Genomic DNA, 17086 nt, shown 5'->3' on the forward strand with positions numbered 1-17086 from the left:
ACGCGATTTCGCGGCTCAGAAGAGCGGGGCCGGGAGCACCCCTTCCAGGGCGAGCAGCCGGCGCTTGGTCTCCAGGCCGCCGCTGAAGCCGCCGAGCCCGCCGTCGCTCTCCACCACCCGGTGGCAGGGGACCACCACCGGCAGCGGGTTGGCGCCCATCGCCATGCCGACCGCCTGGGCCCCGCCCGGACGGCCGCTGCGCCGGGCCAGTTCCCCGTAGCCGGTGACGGTGCCGTACGGCACGGAGGTGGCGAGCAGGCGCAGGGCCTCCTGGGTGAATCCCTCGGTCAGCGACCAGTCCAGGTCGAGGCGGAACTCCCTGGTCCGTCCGGCGAAGTACCCCGCCAGCTGCTCGCGCGGGGCCGCCAGCGAGGGCGCCTCCGGTGCCTCGACCGGATCGGTGCCCAGGTGTGCGGCCAGACGGGTGAGGGTGCGCCGGAGCACCGCCCCCTGGGCGTGGAAGGCCACCTGGAGCAGGCCGCGGTCGGTCGCGGCGAGCAGAAGCGGGCCGACCGGGGTGTCGAGCACCGTCCAGTCGGCCCGTCGAGCGGGAAGGTCCCGGGAGTCGTCGGTCACGCGTCCACGGTACGGGCGGCCACCGACAGCCGGGTCAGCCGATCGCGTCCTTCACGACGTCCGGGAAGTTGGTGATGACACCGTCGACCCCGGCGTCGCGGACCTTGCGGGCGGTGGCGGCGTCGTTGACGGTCCAGGTGTAGACCTCCAGCCGCTTGCCGTGCGGGCCCTTGAGGGCCTGGACGGCGTCCACGTACGAGGGGGTGACCGTCGAGTGGGTGGGGTTGATCTGGTCGGCGAAGGCGGCGTACGCGGGCAGCTCGGCCTCGGCCGGGGTGCCGAGGAAGCCGGTCTTCACGTCGGGCCGCAGCTGGTGGACCCGGCGGACCGCGTCGGCCCCGAAGCTCTGCACGACCAGCCGGTCCCGCACGTGCCCCCGGTCCAGCCAGCCCGCCCGGCGCAGCGCGGTCAGCGTCTCCCGCTCGATGCCCGGGTACAGCTCGGGGGCCTTCAGCTCCAGCAGGAGGCTGAGGCGCTGCCGGCTCATCCGCTTGAGGAACTGGTCGAGGGTGGGCACCTTGGCGCCCTTGAACTCGGGGCCGAACCAGCTGCCCGCGTCCAGCCGGGCGATCTCCCGGGCGGTGAAGTCCTTCACGTTCCACGGCGAGCGGCCGGGGAAGACCTCCTCGACGTTCGTGGTGCGGGCGAGCGTCGTGTCGTGCACCACCACCAGGACCCCGTCCTTGGTGCGCTGCACGTCGTTCTCCACCCAGCGCACCCCCAGCTCGCGCGCCTTGTCGACGCCCGCGAGCGTGTTCTCGGGGGCGTATCCGGAGGCGCCGCGGTGCGCCACCAGAGTGGGGCCGCCGCCGTCCGGGGCGGCGGCGACGGGGCGGACGGAGAAGCGGGGGCTCGCCTGGGTCCCGGAGGACGCCTGGGCGGTGGGGGTGGCGGCGGTCGCGGCGCGGGTGGGGACGACGAACGCGGTGCCTGCCATCAGCAGGGCGGCCGTGAGGGAGAGGGGGCGAGCGAACACGGGGGGGACTCCTCACTCAAAGTGATCGTGGACCGCTCGAGAGTGACAGCCAGGGGCCAATTGCGGACAGGTGCGGGATGGCCACACGTTGAACAAAGTGGTGCGTCTCGGTGCGGTGAGGCGATGAAGGTGTGTCGGAGCTGCGATTCTTTGCCGCAAAATCGGTCGTACGTTCGCTGTGCGTCATACTCTCTGCCGCAGTACGCCACGCCCTCCGCCTGGGACTATGCGGAGGGACACGCGCGGCCGGGGGGCCGTGCCGGACTGTCGGGGCCAGGGCGCATGATGGCGCGAACACTTCGCCGCGCGGTCGCCGCGCGGTCGCCGCGCGGAGTGGACAGGAACCGGAAGGATCTCTCGCAGGGGAGGAAGGCAGACCGGTATGCAGGGGACGGTCGACGGATTCAGCTACGGCCTGGTGACGCCGGTGGCGGCGTACCTGATGGCCTGCCTGGGCGGGGCGCTCGGGCTGCGCTGCACCACCAGGTCGCTGCTGGTGACCCGGACCTGGCGGCCGGGCTGGCTCGCGCTGGGCACCGGAGCGATCGGCTCCGGTATCTGGACCATGCACTTCATCGCCATGATGGGCTTCTCCGTCACCGGGACCCCGGTCCGCTACGACGTGCCGACGACCTTCGCCAGTCTGGGCGTCGCCATCGTCATGGTCGGCATCGGGATCTTCGTCGTGGGCTATCGAGGCGCCACCGGCTCCGCCCTGTTCACGGGCGGTACGGTCACCGGTCTCGGCATTGCCTCCATGCACTATCTGGGGATGGCCGGAATGCGTCTCAACGGTAGCCTGGAGTACTCCATTCCGCTCGTGACGGCCTCCGTCCTCATCGCCGTCGCGGCCGCCACAGCCTCCCTCTGGGCCGCCGTCCAGGTCCGCGGATTCCGCTGGAGCGTGGGCGCCGCCCTGCTCATGGGGGTCGGCGTGAGCGGTATGCACTACGTCGGGATGGCCGCTGCGTCCGTCCATCTTCACCCGGTCGCCGACACCGCGGGTGACCCGGCCGGGCGACTGATCGCCCCGCTCATGATCGGCCCGCTGCTCTTCCTGCTCCTGGCCGGCGTCGTGGTGGTGCTCGACCCGCGGATGGTCAGCGGCGCCGTCGCCCCCGGCCCCCCGCCGCCGCCCGGCTACCGCGTCCCGGTCCGCGACAGCTACCGCCTGCCGCCCGCCGAGGACCGCCGCACCGTGCCGTGCCCCCGCCCCGAGCGGCCCGCCCGCGCCTCCCGCGACCACCGCACCGCCCGGCCCCCGGCCCGCCCCGCCGCCCGCCGCAGAACCGGCCCGCACGCCGGGCAGCGGCGCTGACGCCGACGGTTGTCGGTGGGGGGTCGTACGGTGGATTCCATGCGGCCTGTATCGAAGATCGAACGCACGGTGGCGCCCTTCGAGGTCGTCAGCCCCTACCAGCCCAGCGGCGACCAGCCCGCAGCCATCGCCGACCTGGACCGCCGGGTCCGCGCCGGTGAGAAGGACGTCGTCCTGCTCGGCGCCACCGGTACCGGCAAGTCCGCCACCACCGCCTGGATGATCGAGAAGCTCCAGCGCCCCACCCTGGTGATGGCCCCCAACAAGACCCTCGCCGCGCAGCTCGCCAACGAGTTCCGCGAGCTCCTCCCGAACAACGCGGTCGAGTACTTCGTCTCGTACTACGACTACTACCAGCCCGAGGCGTACGTCCCGCAGTCGGACACCTACATCGAGAAGGACTCCTCGATCAACGAGGAGGTCGAGCGGCTGCGCCACTCCGCGACCAACTCGCTCCTCACCCGCCGCGACGTCGTCGTGGTCGCCTCGGTCTCCTGCATCTACGGTCTGGGCACCCCGCAGGAGTACGTCGACCGGATGGTCCCCCTCAAGGTCGGCGAGGAGATCGACCGCGACGCCCTGCTGCGCCGCTTCGTCGAGATCCAGTACACCCGCAACGACCTCGCCTTCACCCGCGGCACCTTCCGCGTCCGCGGCGACACCATCGAGATCTTCCCGGTCTACGAGGAGCTGGCCGTCCGCATCGAGATGTTCGGCGACGAGATCGAGACGCTGACCACCCTCCACCCGCTCACCGGCGAGATCATCAGCGACGAGCAGCAGCTCTACGTCTTCCCCGCCTCGCACTACGTCGCGGGCCCCGAGCGCATGGAGCGCGCGGTCAACGACATCGAGCAGGAGCTGGGCGAGCGGCTCACTGTCCTGGAGAAGCAGGGCAAGCTGCTGGAGGCCCAGCGGCTGCGGATGCGCACCACCTACGACATCGAGATGCTCCGCCAGATCGGCTCCTGCTCCGGCATCGAGAACTACTCGATGCACTTCGACGGCCGCGAGCCCGGCACCCCGCCGCACACCCTCCTCGACTACTTCCCCGAGGACTTCCTGCTGGTCATCGACGAGTCGCACGTCACCGTCCCGCAGATCGGCGCGATGCACGAGGGCGACGCCTCCCGCAAGCGGACCCTCGTCGACCACGGCTTCCGGCTCCCCTCCGCCCTGGACAACCGTCCCCTGAAGTGGGAGGAGTTCCAGGAGCGGGTCGGCCAGACGGTCTACCTCTCGGCGACCCCGGGCAACTACGAGCTGTCCCGCTCCGACGGCTTCGTCGAGCAGATCATCCGCCCCACCGGCCTCGTCGACCCGGAGGTCGTCGTCAAGCCCACCGAGGGCCAGATCGACGACCTGGTGCACGAGATCCGCACCCGCACCGAGAAGGACGAGCGGGTCCTCGTCACCACCCTCACCAAGAAGATGGCCGAGGACCTCACCGACTACTTCCTGGAACTCGGCATCCAGGTCCGCTACCTCCACAGCGACGTCGACACCCTGCGCCGCGTCGAGCTGCTGCGCGAGCTGCGCGCCGGCGAGTACGACGTCCTGGTCGGCATCAACCTCCTCCGCGAGGGGCTCGACCTGCCCGAGGTCTCCCTGGTCGCCATCCTCGACGCCGACAAGGAGGGCTTCCTGCGCTCGGGCACCTCCCTGATCCAGACCATCGGCCGCGCCGCGCGCAACGTCTCGGGCCAGGTCCACATGTACGCGGACCGGATCACCCCGGCGATGGAGAAGGCCATCGACGAGACCAACCGGCGCCGCGAGAAGCAGATCGCCTACAACACCGAGAACGGCATCGACCCGCAGCCGCTCCGCAAGAAGATCAACGACATCGTCGCCACCATCGCCCGCGAGGACGTCGACACCGAGGCCCTGCTGGGCACCGGCTACCGCCAGACGAAGGACGGCAAGGCCAAGGCCCCCGTCCCGGACCTCGGCGGCGGGTACGACGCCCCGAAGGCGGCCAAGGGCGGCAAGAAGGCGGCCAAGAAGGCCGCCGGTACGCCCACCGACCGCCCGGCGGCCGAGCTGGCCGGGCAGATCGAGGAGATGACCAACCGGATGCGCGCCGCCGCCGCCGACCTCCAGTTCGAGGTCGCCGCCCGGCTGCGCGACGAGGTCGGCGAGATGAAGAAGGAGCTGCGGCAGATGAAGGAGGCCGGCCTCGCCTGAGCCGGCCTCCGGGGGTGTGTTGCAAGAGCGACACAATGCGTGGCCGGGGGGTACGGGGGCCGGCCGCCCGGTGCGTAGGGTGCGACGTGGCGGCCGCCCGGACCTGGCGGCCGGGGATTGCGTAGAAGAGGGGACACGCGCGTGACGGTCAATCTGAACAAGGGCCAGGGCATCAGCCTGGAGAAGAAGGACGGGGGAGTCCTCTCCGCGGTACGCATGGGGCTCGGCTGGCAGGCGGCCCCCCGGCGCGGACTCTTCGGCAGCCGCACCCGTGAGATCGACCTCGACGCCTCCGCGGTCCTTTTCGCGGACAAGCAGCCGGTCGACGTGGTGTTCTTCCGCCACCTCGTCAGCGACGACGGCTCCGTGCGCCACACCGGTGACAACCTCGTCGGCGGAGCCGGCCAGGGCGGCGACGACGAGTCGGTCCTCGTCGACCTCCAGCGGGTACCCGTCCACATCGACCAGATCGTCTTCACGGTGAACTCCTTCACCGGGCAGACCTTCCAGGAGGTGCAGAACGCCTTCTGCCGCCTGGTCGACGAGACCAACGGCCAGGAGCTGGCCCGCTACACCCTCGACGGCGGCGGCCAGTACACCGCCCAGATCATGGCCAAGGTCCACCGGGCCGACGGCGGCTGGCGCATGACGGCACTGGGCACCCCGGCCAACGGCCGGACCTTCCAGGACCTGATGCCGTCGATCCTGCCGCTCCTCTGACCCACCCGGACGTACGGAAGGCGGAGGCGGAGCCCGGGGAGGGCTCCGCCTCCGCCTTCCGTGGCACGGCACCACCACACGACACGCACCGCGGACACCGCACGAGCCGGGGACCGGCGACGCGCCCGGGGCACAGTAGGGGGACAGGGACGATGACGGCTGAGCTGGTCCGAGGGCAGAACCAGGCCCTGCCGTGGACCCGGCTGGAGATCGGCGTGGAGGCCGACCGGGCGCTGGCGCTCGGCGCGGTACTCGTCGGCGAGGCGGGCCACGCCCTCGGCGGCGCGGAGGGCATCGCCCTGCCCGGCGTCCCGCCGCCGCCCGGCCTCGCCGCGCCTGGACCGCCCGCCCCCACGCACCGCCTCGCCGTCGACCTCGGCGCGCTGCCCTCCGCCGCCACCCGCCTCGACCTCTTCCTCGCCCTGCCCGACGGCCCCGGCGCGCCCGCCCGCTTCGGCGCGCTGGCCGCCCCGCGCGTGCTCCTGCTGGGGCCCGGCGGCGAAAAGGCGGCCGGGTTCGCGGTCACCGGGCTGGCCGAGGAGACGACGGTCGTCGCCGTCGAGCTGTACCGCAGGAACGGCGCCTGGAAGATCCGCGCCGTCGGCCAGGGCTACCAGGGCGGCGTCCCCGCCCTCCTCACCGACCGGGGGATCGACCCCGAGACCGCCCGCCGCCTGGCCGCCGTCGCCCAGGCCCACCCCGTCGCCCCGCTTCCGCCCGCGCCCCGGCCGGACCCGGAGCCGGTCCCGGCCGGTCCCGCCACGCCCTCCGGCGGCCGCGTGGACTACACCCACCCGGGCCGCCGCCCCACCGCCCCGGCCGGTCGCCACCCGTACGCCACACCGGCGCCCGCCGCCCCCGCGCCGCCCACCGCCCCGGCCGCGCCCGTGGCCGGGGACGCCTCCGGCTGGAGCATGGAGGAGCGGCTCCACAACCAGGTCTGGGGCATGTTCGAGGACCTGGCCCGCACCGTGGCCGCCTACCGGGGTGCCGTCGAGTTCGCCGAGGACCGCCGCGAACGCGAGCTGGACGCCGTACTCGACGACCCCCGCGGCCGTACCGGCCAGGGAGCGGCGGCCGCCCGCGCGGCGGCCTCCGAGCGGTACGAGACGCTGGTCGCCCGGGCCCAGGAGGCGCTCGACCGCGACCTCGCGCAGCTCGCCGGCGAGTCCCAGGTGGTCGAGCCCGCGCTGTCTCCCGCCCTGGCGGGCTGGGAGAGCCCCGTCTGGCACGCCTACCGGCCGCCGGAGCAGCCGCCGCTCTCGGTGCGCCTCGGTGACCTGGGGCTGCCCGAGGCGCCGGAGCTGCGCATCCCGATGCTGGTACGGCTCCCGCTGGAGCGCGGGCTGTGGATCGACGCCGGGCGGCTGAGCGACGGGGAGGGGGAGTCCCGGCCCGCCGGGCTGCGGGCGCTCGCCGCCGGTTCCGCCGCGCTGCACGCCACCCGGCTGCTGGCGGTGCACCCGCCCGGCGGCCTCACCGTCCACCTGCTCGACCCGGCGGGCTCCGGCGCGGCGGCCTTCGCCGGGCTGCGGAACGCCGGGCTGCTGGCGCCCGCGCCGCCCGCCGGGGCGGCCGGGGTCGCGGAGGTGCTGGAGCGGCTGACCCGGCGGGTCGACCTGGTGCACATGGCGGTGCGCGGCGGTGCCCGCGACGCGCTGCCGCCCGGCCTCGACACCGCCGAGCAGCTCCTGGTCGTCCACGACTTCCCGCACGGCTTCGACGACCGGGCCGTCACCCGGCTCCGGTACCTCGCCGACGAGGGCCCGGCGGTCGGCGTCCACCTGCTGCTGGTCGCCGACCGTGACGACGCCGCCGGGTACGGGCCGCTGCTCGACCCCCTCTGGCGCGGGCTGCTGCGGATCACGCCGCTCCCCGACCGCCATCTGGCGGATCCCTGGGTCCATCACCTCTGGACATTCACGCCGCCGTGTGTGCCGAGGGGCAGCGCGGTGCTGGAGACGGTGGTCGGTGCCACGGCGCGGGCCCGGCGCCCGGGCCGCTGACACGGCTGCGGCCCAAGGGGCCCGATGCGGTCCTGAGCTGCGACTTTGGTGATCGTTTAGCTCCGTCTTTACCAACCGTTGGCAATTCGCGTAGGCTTCCCGGTGCGGAGGGGAGTACTCCTGGCGCGGCGAGCCCGTCAATACGGATCGGTACGGATATTCCGGCCCGATCCCGGGCCGTCGATCCGATGACCGCGCGCCTCGCGCGGTTCTCGGGTGGAAGAGACCTCCGGCAGCGATGACGCTGAGAGATGCCGTTACGTACTGCCGGAGGCGCAGTGGAAGTTTCCGTGACCCTATGGGTCCTTACTGTTGTCGGCCTGATCGTGCTGATCGGGGCCGACTTCTTCATCGGGCGCAAGCCCCATGACGTGTCCATCAAGGAAGCCGGGATCTGGACGATCGTCTGGATCGTCCTGGCCGCCCTGTTCGGCGTGGGCCTGCTCATCTTCGGAGGCGGGCAGCAGGCCGGTGAGTTCTTCGCCGGCTACATCACCGAGAAGTCGCTGAGTGTCGACAACCTCTTCGTCTTCGTGCTGATCATGGCGAAGTTCTCGGTCCCCTCGCAGTACCAGCAGCGCGTGCTGCTGATCGGCGTCCTCATCGCCCTGGTGCTGCGCGCGATCTTCATCGCGGCGGGCGCGGCGATCATCGCCAACTTCTCGTGGGTCTTCTACATCTTCGGCGCGTTCCTGATCTACACCGCCTGGAAGCTCATCCAGGAGGCCAGGTCCGGCGACGACGACGAGGACTGGGAGGAGAACCGCCTGCTCAAGGCGGCCGAGCGGCGGTTCGGCGTGGCCGACCGCTACCACGGCACCAAGCTGTTCATCGAGAAGAACGGCAAGAAGATCATGACGCCGATGCTGGTCGTCATGCTGGCGATCGGCACCACCGATCTCCTCTTCGCCCTCGACTCGATCCCGGCGATCTTCGGCCTGACCCAGGACCCGTACATCGTCTTCACCGCCAACGCCTTCGCCCTGATGGGCCTGCGGCAGCTGTACTTCCTCCTCGGGGGTCTGCTCCGCAAGCTGGTCCACCTCAGCTACGGCCTGTCGGTGATCCTCGGCTTCATCGGCGTCAAGCTCGTGCTGCACGCGCTGCACGAGTCGGGCGTCCACGTGCCGGAGATCTCCATCCCGGTCTCGCTGGGAGTGATCTGCGCCGTCCTGGTGGTCACCACGATCACCAGCCTCTACGCCTCGCGGAAGCAGGCGGAGGCCGAGAAGGCCGGTGCCGTCACCGGTTCCGGCGGCGAGGACGACAGCCGCAAGGACAGCGAGAGCTGACGGGTGCGGCGGGCCGCGCCGGCCCGTCGTGATAGATGTCGGCCCAGGCCGAATGAGCCCGCGTCCCCTTCGGGGGGCGCGGGCGCACCCGTTTCCGGAGGACCGCGATGACCCGCCCCGCCCACACCCTCGCCACCGCGCCGATCATGATTCTCAACGGCCCGAACCTGAACCTGCTGGGGCAGCGGCAGCCGGAGATCTACGGGTCCGAGACGCTGGCCGACGTGGAGCGGCTCTGCGCCGAGGAGGCGGCGGCGCTCGGCGGCACCGTCGACCTGCGCCAGTCCAACCACGAGGGCGTCCTGGTCGACTGGATCCACGAGGCCCGCACCGGCGCGGCCGGCCTTGTCATCAACCCCGCCGCCTACTCGCACACCTCTGTCGCCCTGCTCGACGCGCTCAACGCCTGCGACGGGCTCCCGGTGATCGAGGTCCACATCTCCAACATCCACCGCCGCGAACAGTTCCGGCACCACAGCTACGTCTCCCTGCGCGCCGACGGCGTCATCGCCGGCTGCGGCATCCAGGGCTACGCGTTCGCCGTCCGCCGGATCGCGACCTTGCTGGCCGACCAGAGCTGACCCGGGCGACCTCCCGCCCGGGGCACCTCCAGCCGGTCACCTCCGGCCCGGGCCACCTTCAGCCCGGCTAGATCCCGCCTGGCCACCTTCAGCCCGGCCGGCGTTTGAGGCCGTCTTTGACCTGAACGGTCGAGCGATGCGGCACCACATCCAGCCCGGCCGGCGCTTGAGGCCATCGGTGACCGGCACGGTCGGACGTGTCCGCACCAGAACCCAGCCCGGCCGGGCTGTAGGCCCCGGCCGGGTTGTAGGTCCCGGCCTGGCTGAAGGCCCCGGCCGGACTCACCAACCCCGCTCGCGCCAGGCGGCCAGGTGCGGCCGCTCCGCCCCCAGCGTGGTGTCGTCCCCGTGCCCGGGGTAAACCCACGTCTCGTCCGGCAGCGCAGCAAAGATCTTGGTCTCCACGTCACCCAGCAGCTGGGCGAAGGCATCCGGGTCCTGGTGGGTGTTGCCCACCCCTCCGGGGAAGAGGCAGTCCCCGGTGAAGACGTGCGGGTGGCCGTGCGGGTCGTCGTAGACCAGGGCGATCGAGCCGGGCGTGTGCCCGACCAGGTGGAGGACGGTCAGCTCCACCCGGCCGACCCGCACGGTGTCCCCGTCGTCCAGCAGCACATCGGTGGGAACCGGAATCCCCTCCGCGTCGTACCGCCCGGCCTGGGTCCGCGCATCGGTCGCGGCCACCACCTCCGCCAGCGCCTGCCAGTGGTCGCCGTGGCGGTGGGTGGTGACGACGGAGGCGACCGAGTCCCGGCCGATCAGCTGCAGCAGGGTCCCGGGCTCGGCGGCCGCGTCGATCAGGAGCTGTTCGCCGGTGGCCCGGCAGCGCAGCAGGTACGCGTTGTTGTCCATGGGGCCCACGGCGACCTTGGAGATCATCAGCCCGGTCAGTTCGTGCACGTCGGCGGGTCCGCCGACCTTCACCGCTCCGCTGTACGTCATGGCCGTCACCCTACCGAGGCGGGTGCCGCCGCCCCGGCTGTGCGGGGCTCACAGCGGCGGCAGGGCGGGCAGCGGGCCGCCGTCGGTCTTCAGGCCGTCCGGAGCACGGCGTCCGGCGAGCCAGCCGAGCAGATCGGCCGGGGTGCCGGTGACGGTGAGCGGCTCCTCGCCCGGGGCGGCGGCACGGCCACTGGTGAGGGCGGGGGAGCCGGCCGGGCGGAGCAGCAGCGGCGGTACGTCCGGGTGGCCGGTGAAGCGGTCGGCGAGGAAGGCGTTCTCGGCGTCGGTGAACTCCGCCGGCAGGTCCTCCAGCTCGCGCCCGGCACCCAGGTCGACCTGGTGCAGCTCCACCTCGACCAGCCGCCGGAAGGGGACGCGGGCGAGCCGGTCGGTGACACCGTTGCGCAGCTCCACCACGCGCTCCCAGTCCCCGGGCTCGGCCAGGGCGGCTGCGAGCCGGGCGGCGCTCAGCCGCACCTCCTCGGCGAGGGCCTCGGCGGGCAGGGTGGCGCCCGCCTCGATGTCGGCGTCGCGGGCCTCGGCACTGGCGTACATGGGGCGGCCCGCGACCACGTTGAGCAGGGCGTCGGCGTTGCGGGCGAGATGGCTGAGGACGTGGCCGCGGGTCCAGCCCGGCAGCCGCGAGGGCTCGGCCAGCGCCGCGTCGTCCAGCGTGCCCGCGACGGTGAGGAGCCGGGCGGTGGCCTCGTCCAGCCTTGTGAGATCGCGCACAGGATCAGTCATGGGACGACCCTAGCGGCACCGGATCGGTCCACTCGTTCGGGTGAAGCAGGCGCCAGGATCCTGGGAATCGAATGTACGTGCTATACGCTCGGTTCCCGGAAGAGGCATCCTGGATGTAGCCGGGATGCGATCCCCCGACGACGGCCCGGTGCCGCCCTCGGTCCGAAGTCCCCCGCCCCCGATCGCTCATCCCTTCCACCGCTGCCGCGGCACTCCCGTACGTTGTTCCCGGGGGTTCCGCTCCCGCTTCACTCCAGAAAGGTGCGGACCGGCGTGGCCGACCGTCTCATCGTCCGTGGTGCCCGCGAGCACAATCTGAGGAATGTCTCGCTCGACCTGCCGCGTGACTCCCTCATCGTCTTCACCGGGCTCTCCGGGTCGGGCAAGTCCTCGCTCGCGTTCGACACGATCTTCGCCGAGGGCCAGCGGCGGTACGTCGAGTCCCTCTCCTCGTACGCCCGGCAGTTCCTCGGCCAGATGGACAAGCCCGACGTCGACTTCATCGAGGGCCTCTCGCCCGCAGTCTCCATCGACCAGAAGTCCACCTCGCGCAACCCGCGCTCCACGGTCGGCACCATCACCGAGGTCTACGACTACCTCCGCCTGCTCTTCGCCCGGATCGGCAAGCCGCACTGCCCGGTCTGCCACCGCCCGATCTCCCGCCAGTCGCCGCAGGCCATCGTGGACAAGGTGCTGGGCCTGCCCGAGGGCAGCCGCTTCCAGGTGCTCTCCCCGCTGGTCCGTGAGCGCAAGGGCGAGTTCGTCGACCTCTTCGCCGACCTCCAGACCAAGGGGTACAGCCGCGCCCGCGTCGACGGCGCCACGGTGCAGCTCTCCGACCCGCCGAAGCTGAAGAAGCAGGAGAAGCACACCATCGAGGTGGTCGTCGACCGCCTCACGGTCAAGGAGAGCGCCAAGCGCCGCCTCACCGACTCGGTGGAGACCGCCCTCGGCCTCTCCGGCGGCATGGTCGTGCTCGACTTCGTCGACCTCCCCGAGGACGACCCCGAGCGCGAGCGGATGTACTCCGAGCACCTCTACTGCCCGTACGACGACCTCTCCTTCGAGGAGCTGGAGCCGCGCTCCTTCTCCTTCAACTCGCCGTTCGGCGCCTGCCCCGACTGCACCGGCATCGGCACCCGCATGGAGGTCGACCCGGAGCTGATCGTCCCGGACGAGGACAAGTCCCTGGACGAGGGCGCCATCCACCCCTGGTCGCACGGGCACACCAAGGAGTACTTCGGCCGGCTGGTCGGCGCCCTCGCCGACGCGCTGAACTTCCGCACCGACGTGCCCTTCGCCGCGCTCCCGCAGCGCGCGAAGAAGGCCCTGCTCCAGGGCCACAAGACCCAGATCGAGGTCCGCTACCGCAACCGCTACGGCCGCGAGCGGGTCTACACCACCGCCTTCGAGGGCGCCGTGCCCTACGTCAAGCGGCGCCACTCCGAGGCGGAGAGCGACTCCAGCCGGGAGCGGTTCGAGGGGTACATGCGGGAGGTCCCCTGCCCGACCTGCGAGGGGACCCGGCTCAAGCCGATCGTGCTGGCGGTCACGGTGATGGGCAAGTCCATCGCCGAGGTCTCCGCCATGTCGATCACCGACTGCGCCGACTTCCTCGACAAGCTCACCCTCTCCGGCCGCGACCTCAAGATCGCCGAGCGCGTCCTCAAGGAGGTCAACGAACGCCTCCGCTTCCTGGTCGACGTCGGCCTCGACTACCTCTCCCTCAACCGCCCGGCGGGCTCCCTCTCCGGCGGTGAGGCCCAGCGCATCCGGCTGGCCACCCAGATCGGCTCCGGCCTGGTCGGCGTGCTCTACGTCCTGGACGAGCCCTCGATCGGCCTCCACCAGCGCGACAACCACCGGCTGATCGAGACCCTGGTCCGCCTGCGCGACATGGGCAACACGCTGATCGTGGTGGAGCACGACGAGGACACCATCAAGGTCGCCGACTGGATCGTGGACATCGGCCCGGGCGCCGGTGAGCACGGCGGCAAGGTCGTCCACTCCGGTTCGCTGGACGAGCTGCTCGCCAACAAGGAGTCGATCACCGGCCAGTACCTCGCCGGCAAGCGTTCCATCCCGGTACCGGAGATCCGCCGCCCGGTCGACCCGGCGCGGCAGCTGACGGTGATCGGTGCCAAGGAGAACAACCTCCGCGACATCGACGTCTCCTTCCCGCTCGGCGTCCTCACCGCCGTCACCGGAGTCTCCGGCTCCGGCAAGTCGACGCTGGTCAACGACATCCTCTACACCCACCTGGCCCGCGAGCTGAACGGCGCCAAGAGCGTCCCCGGCCGCCACACCCGGGTCGAGGGCGACGACCTCGTCGACAAGGTCGTGCACGTCGACCAGTCGCCGATCGGCCGCACCCCCCGCTCCAACCCGGCCACGTACACCGGCGTCTTCGACAACGTCCGCAAGCTCTTCGCCGAGACGATGGAGGCCAAGGTCCGCGGGTACCTCCCCGGCCGCTTCTCCTTCAACGTCAAGGGCGGCCGCTGCGAGAACTGCCACGGCGACGGCACCATCAAGATCGAGATGAACTTCCTGCCCGACGTGTACGTCCCCTGCGAGGTCTGCCACGGGGCGCGCTACAACCGGGAGACCCTGGAGGTCCACTACAAGGGCAAGTCCATCGCCGAGGTGCTGGACATGCCCATCGAGGAGGCGCTCGGCTTCTTCGAGGCGGTCCCCACCATCGCCCGCCACCTGCGCACGCTCAACGAGGTCGGCCTCGGGTACGTCCGCCTCGGACAGCCCGCGCCGACCCTCTCCGGCGGCGAGGCGCAGCGCGTCAAGCTCGCCGCCGAGCTGCAGAAGCGCTCCACCGGGCGCACGGTCTACGTCCTGGACGAGCCCACCACCGGCCTGCACTTCGAGGACATCAGCAAGCTGATCACCGTCCTCTCCGGTCTGGTCGACAAGGGCAACTCGGTCATCGTGATCGAGCACAACCTCGACGTGATCAAGACCGCCGACTGGGTCGTCGACATGGGCCCCGAGGGCGGCAACGGCGGCGGCCTGGTCGTCGCCGAAGGCACCCCCGAGGAGGTGGCCGGCGTCCCCGCCAGCCACACCGGCAAGTTCCTCCAGGACGTCCTCGGCGCCGACCGGATCAGCGAGGCCTCGGCCGCGCCCCGCTCCGGCGGTGCCCGCAAGACGGGGGCCACCCGCAAGGCGGTCGCGGCCAAGAAGCCCGCCGCGAAGAAGGCGGCGGCCAAGAAGACGGCGGCCAAGAAGGCCCCGGCGAAGAAGGCACCGCGCACCACCAAGTGACGGCCGGGGGAGTGGCGGCGGGGTGACCGGAAACCACCACCCCGCCTCGCGCCCCGGCCCGTCCGCGCAACGCCGTCCGCCGCCTCCGCGTCCTCACCGGCGCGGGGGCGGCGGCGGCCTGCCCGGCCGCCCCGCAGGAAGCGGGGTGAACAGCCGCTAATGTGACATTCATGATCGCGATGGGGAGTACCGCCCGCTCCCTGGCCGGGCGCGTCGCGGCCGCCGCGCGCAAGCCCTACTGGCAGCGCCCCGGCCCCACCTATCTGGTCCGCCGCTGGCCCGACCTGACCGCCACCTGCGTGGCCACGGTCTTCTTCTGGTTCTCCCTGACCCCCTCGCTGGTGCCCCGCCCCTGGTTCCTCCAAGGGCTCATCGGCGGCATCAACGCCGCCATCGGCTACGCCCTCGGTGTCACCCTCAGCTGGCTCTTCCGGCTCCTGGTCGCGCGCCGGCCGAGCCAGGCCGTCCGCGCCCACGCCTGGCAGGCGTACTTCCTGATCAGCCCCGTCTGCACGGTCTGGCTCATCTCCGAGAGCGCCCACCTGCAACGCCAGCTCCGCGCCCTGCAGGGGCTGCCGCCGTCGCTGACCTGGCACACCCCGATGATCGCCCTGATCACCGTCGCGCTCTGGGCGGTGCTGCTCCTGCTGGCCCGCGCCGTCCGGCTCGGCGCCAGCCGCCTGATCCGGCTGCTCGGGCGGCTCCTGCCCCGGCCCGCCGCCGTCGGGCTCGGGCTGCTGCTCTCCAGCCTCGCCGTCCTCTTCTGCGTCCAGGACCTGGTCTTCGAACGCGGCGTGGTCGACGTCGCCGACCGCATCTCCAAGGCCACCGACGGCGGCACCAAGGAGGGCGTCACCCCGCCCACCTCGCGGCTGGTCTCGGGCGGCCCCGGCTCGTACATCCGCTGGCGGGATCTCGGCTTCCAGGGGCGCAACTTCGCCGGTTCCGTCCTGACCAGCGAGGAGATCACCGACTGGACCGGGCGGGACGCCGTGGACCCCGTCCGGATCTACGCAGGATCGGCCGCCCCGGAGGCGTTCGCCTACGACGAGGACCCGGTCGCCGCCCAGGTCGACCTCGCCATGAAGGAGCTGGACCGGACCCGCGCCTTCGAGCGGGACGTCCTCGCCATCGCCGGGACCACCGGCACCGGCTGGGTCAACGCCAACGTCGTGGAACCCCTCGAATACATGCACGACGGCAACACCGCCACCGTCGCCCTCCAGTACTCCTACCTGCCCAGCTGGCTCTCCTTCCTCGTCGACAAGGAGAAGGCCGCGCACGCCACCCGCGAACTGGTCGACGCCGTGCGGGCCCGCTGGGCCGCCCTGCCCCCGGACGAGCGCCCCCTTCTCGTCGTCACCGGCGAGAGCCTCGGCGCGTACGCCGTCGAAGCCTCCTACGAGCGGCCCGGTGAGCTGCTGGACAACGTCGACGGGGCCCTGCTGCTCGGCCCGCCCAACTTCTCGCCGATCTCGCAGGAGATCCGCGCCCACCGCGACCCGTCCAGCCCCGTCTGGCGGCCCCTCTACGAGGAGGGGCGCCACTTCCGCTTCGCCCAGTTCCCCCGCCGGGACCTCGCCCGCCCCGCCGGGCCCTGGCAGGAGCCGCGCGTCGTCTACCTCCAGAACGCCTCCGACCCCGTCGTCTGGTGGTCCTACGACCTCCTCCTCCAGCGCCCCGCGTGGCTGGACGACCCGCTCGGCCCCGACATCACCCCCGAGATCACCTGGTTCCCCTTCGTCACCTTCTGGCAGACCAGCGTGGACATGGCCGTCAGTTACGGCGTCCAGGCACCGCACGGCCACCGGTACGGGGCGAGCCCCGTGGACGGCTGGGCGGCGGTGGCGCCCCGCGAGGGGTGGACCGACGCCGACACCCGCCGCCTGCACGACTTCATCGCCTCCCGGGACACCCCCTACTGACCGGGTCCGGGGCAGGCCCCGGCTAGGGTCGGGACCGCACCGAGCCGCCCACGGACCTCAGCGGAGGCACCATGTCCGCCCACCCCCTCTCCCGCCGCACCGTCCTGCGGGGCGCGGCCCTGGTCCCGGCCGCCGGGCTGGGGGCGGCGGCCTGCGCCCCGCCGGACGACGGGCGCGCCGAGGGGCCCGCCGAGCCGGTGGAACTGGGCTCCGCCGACGCCGTGCCGAAGGGCGGGGCGGAGATCTTCCGCGAGCACCACGTGGTCGTGAGCCGTTCCGAGGCGGGGGAGTACCGCGCCTTCAGCGCCGTCTGCACCCACCGGTCCTGCCCGCTGCACCAGATCAAGGGCACCGTCTCCACCTGCACCTGCCACGGCAGCCGGTTCGACGTCACCACCGGAGAGGTGCTGCGGGGCCCCGCCGTCGCCCCGCTCACCGAACTCGACGTCTCCGCCGACGGCGGCCGCCTCGTCGCCCGCCCCCGGCCCGCCTGACCCGGCCGCCCCTCGTCCCGGCCCCGTCACTGCGGGTGACGTCGGAGTG

At 72.2% G+C, this 17086-nt stretch carries 13 protein-coding genes; 9 read left to right on the top strand and 4 right to left on the bottom strand.

All coding sequences use genetic code 11. The features are described 5' to 3' along the window. Positions 1-15: 15 nt before the first annotated feature. Together IF45_RS0118110 and IF45_RS0118115 are read right to left on the bottom strand one after the other, a co-directional pair. Positions 16-576, bottom strand: a complete 561-nt coding sequence (locus tag IF45_RS0118110) for a methylated-DNA--[protein]-cysteine S-methyltransferase (RefSeq protein ID WP_003947478.1) — start codon at positions 574-576, stop codon at positions 16-18. Positions 577-610: 34 nt separating this feature from the next. Next, entirely contained in the window at positions 611-1552 is a 942-nt protein-coding gene (locus IF45_RS0118115) for a glycerophosphodiester phosphodiesterase (RefSeq protein ID WP_008405235.1), read from the bottom strand. 382 nt (positions 1553-1934) lie between these two features. Here IF45_RS0118115 and IF45_RS0118120 point away from each other — a divergent pair, with 382 nt between their 5' ends. The 6 genes from IF45_RS0118120 (at position 1935) to aroQ (ending at position 9656) form a co-directional block, all read left to right on the top strand. Continuing rightward, positions 1935-2870, top strand: coding sequence for an MHYT domain-containing protein (locus tag IF45_RS0118120; RefSeq protein WP_003947476.1), 936 nt, complete (start codon positions 1935-1937; stop codon positions 2868-2870). Between the two features lie 39 nt (positions 2871-2909). After that, on the top strand, positions 2910-5057 hold the full coding sequence (gene uvrB, locus IF45_RS0118125; protein ID WP_003947475.1) for an excinuclease ABC subunit UvrB: 2148 nt from the start codon (positions 2910-2912) through the stop codon (positions 5055-5057). Positions 5058-5198: 141 nt separating this feature from the next. Next, the gene (locus IF45_RS0118130; protein WP_003947474.1) at positions 5199-5777 is read left to right on the top strand and encodes a TerD family protein; all 579 of its coding nucleotides are present in this window, start codon (positions 5199-5201) and stop codon (positions 5775-5777) included. A gap of 152 nt (positions 5778-5929) precedes the next feature. Continuing rightward, on the top strand, positions 5930-7783 hold the full coding sequence (locus IF45_RS0118135; protein ID WP_030308386.1) for a TerD family protein: 1854 nt from the start codon (positions 5930-5932) through the stop codon (positions 7781-7783). A gap of 278 nt (positions 7784-8061) precedes the next feature. Continuing rightward, positions 8062-9075, top strand: coding sequence for a TerC family protein (locus IF45_RS0118140; protein WP_030308387.1), 1014 nt, complete (start codon positions 8062-8064; stop codon positions 9073-9075). A gap of 107 nt (positions 9076-9182) precedes the next feature. Next, a complete protein-coding gene (gene aroQ, locus IF45_RS0118145) occupies positions 9183-9656 on the top strand; it encodes a type II 3-dehydroquinate dehydratase (RefSeq protein ID WP_030308389.1) in 474 nt (157 codons plus the stop codon). A gap of 282 nt (positions 9657-9938) precedes the next feature. Here aroQ and IF45_RS0118150 read toward each other — a convergent pair whose 3' ends face one another. After that, complete coding sequence (locus IF45_RS0118150) at positions 9939-10595, bottom strand: MBL fold metallo-hydrolase (protein ID WP_030308390.1); 657 nt, start codon at positions 10593-10595, stop codon at positions 9939-9941. A gap of 48 nt (positions 10596-10643) precedes the next feature. Beyond that, complete coding sequence (locus IF45_RS0118155; RefSeq protein ID WP_003947469.1) at positions 10644-11339, bottom strand: maleylpyruvate isomerase family mycothiol-dependent enzyme; 696 nt, start codon at positions 11337-11339, stop codon at positions 10644-10646. 273 nt (positions 11340-11612) lie between these two features. On the opposite strand from IF45_RS0118155, the gene uvrA reads away from it, so the two are divergent. The 3 genes from uvrA to IF45_RS0118170 all read left to right on the top strand — a co-directional run bounded on the left by uvrA (position 11613) and on the right by IF45_RS0118170 (position 17037). Then, complete coding sequence (gene uvrA, locus IF45_RS0118160) at positions 11613-14618, top strand: excinuclease ABC subunit UvrA (RefSeq protein ID WP_030308392.1); 3006 nt, start codon at positions 11613-11615, stop codon at positions 14616-14618. Positions 14619-14788: 170 nt separating this feature from the next. Continuing rightward, positions 14789-16543 (top strand): alpha/beta hydrolase, encoded by a 1755-nt coding sequence (locus IF45_RS0118165; RefSeq protein WP_030308394.1) that lies wholly within the window; start codon positions 14789-14791, stop codon positions 16541-16543. A gap of 71 nt (positions 16544-16614) precedes the next feature. Beyond that, positions 16615-17037, top strand: coding sequence for a Rieske (2Fe-2S) protein (locus tag IF45_RS0118170; RefSeq protein ID WP_030308399.1), 423 nt, complete (start codon positions 16615-16617; stop codon positions 17035-17037). Positions 17038-17086 lie beyond the last annotated feature (49 nt).

Source organism: Streptomyces albidoflavus, from assembly GCF_000719955.1.
In the GTDB taxonomy this organism is placed as follows: Bacteria; Actinomycetota; Actinomycetes; order Streptomycetales; family Streptomycetaceae; genus Streptomyces; species Streptomyces albidoflavus.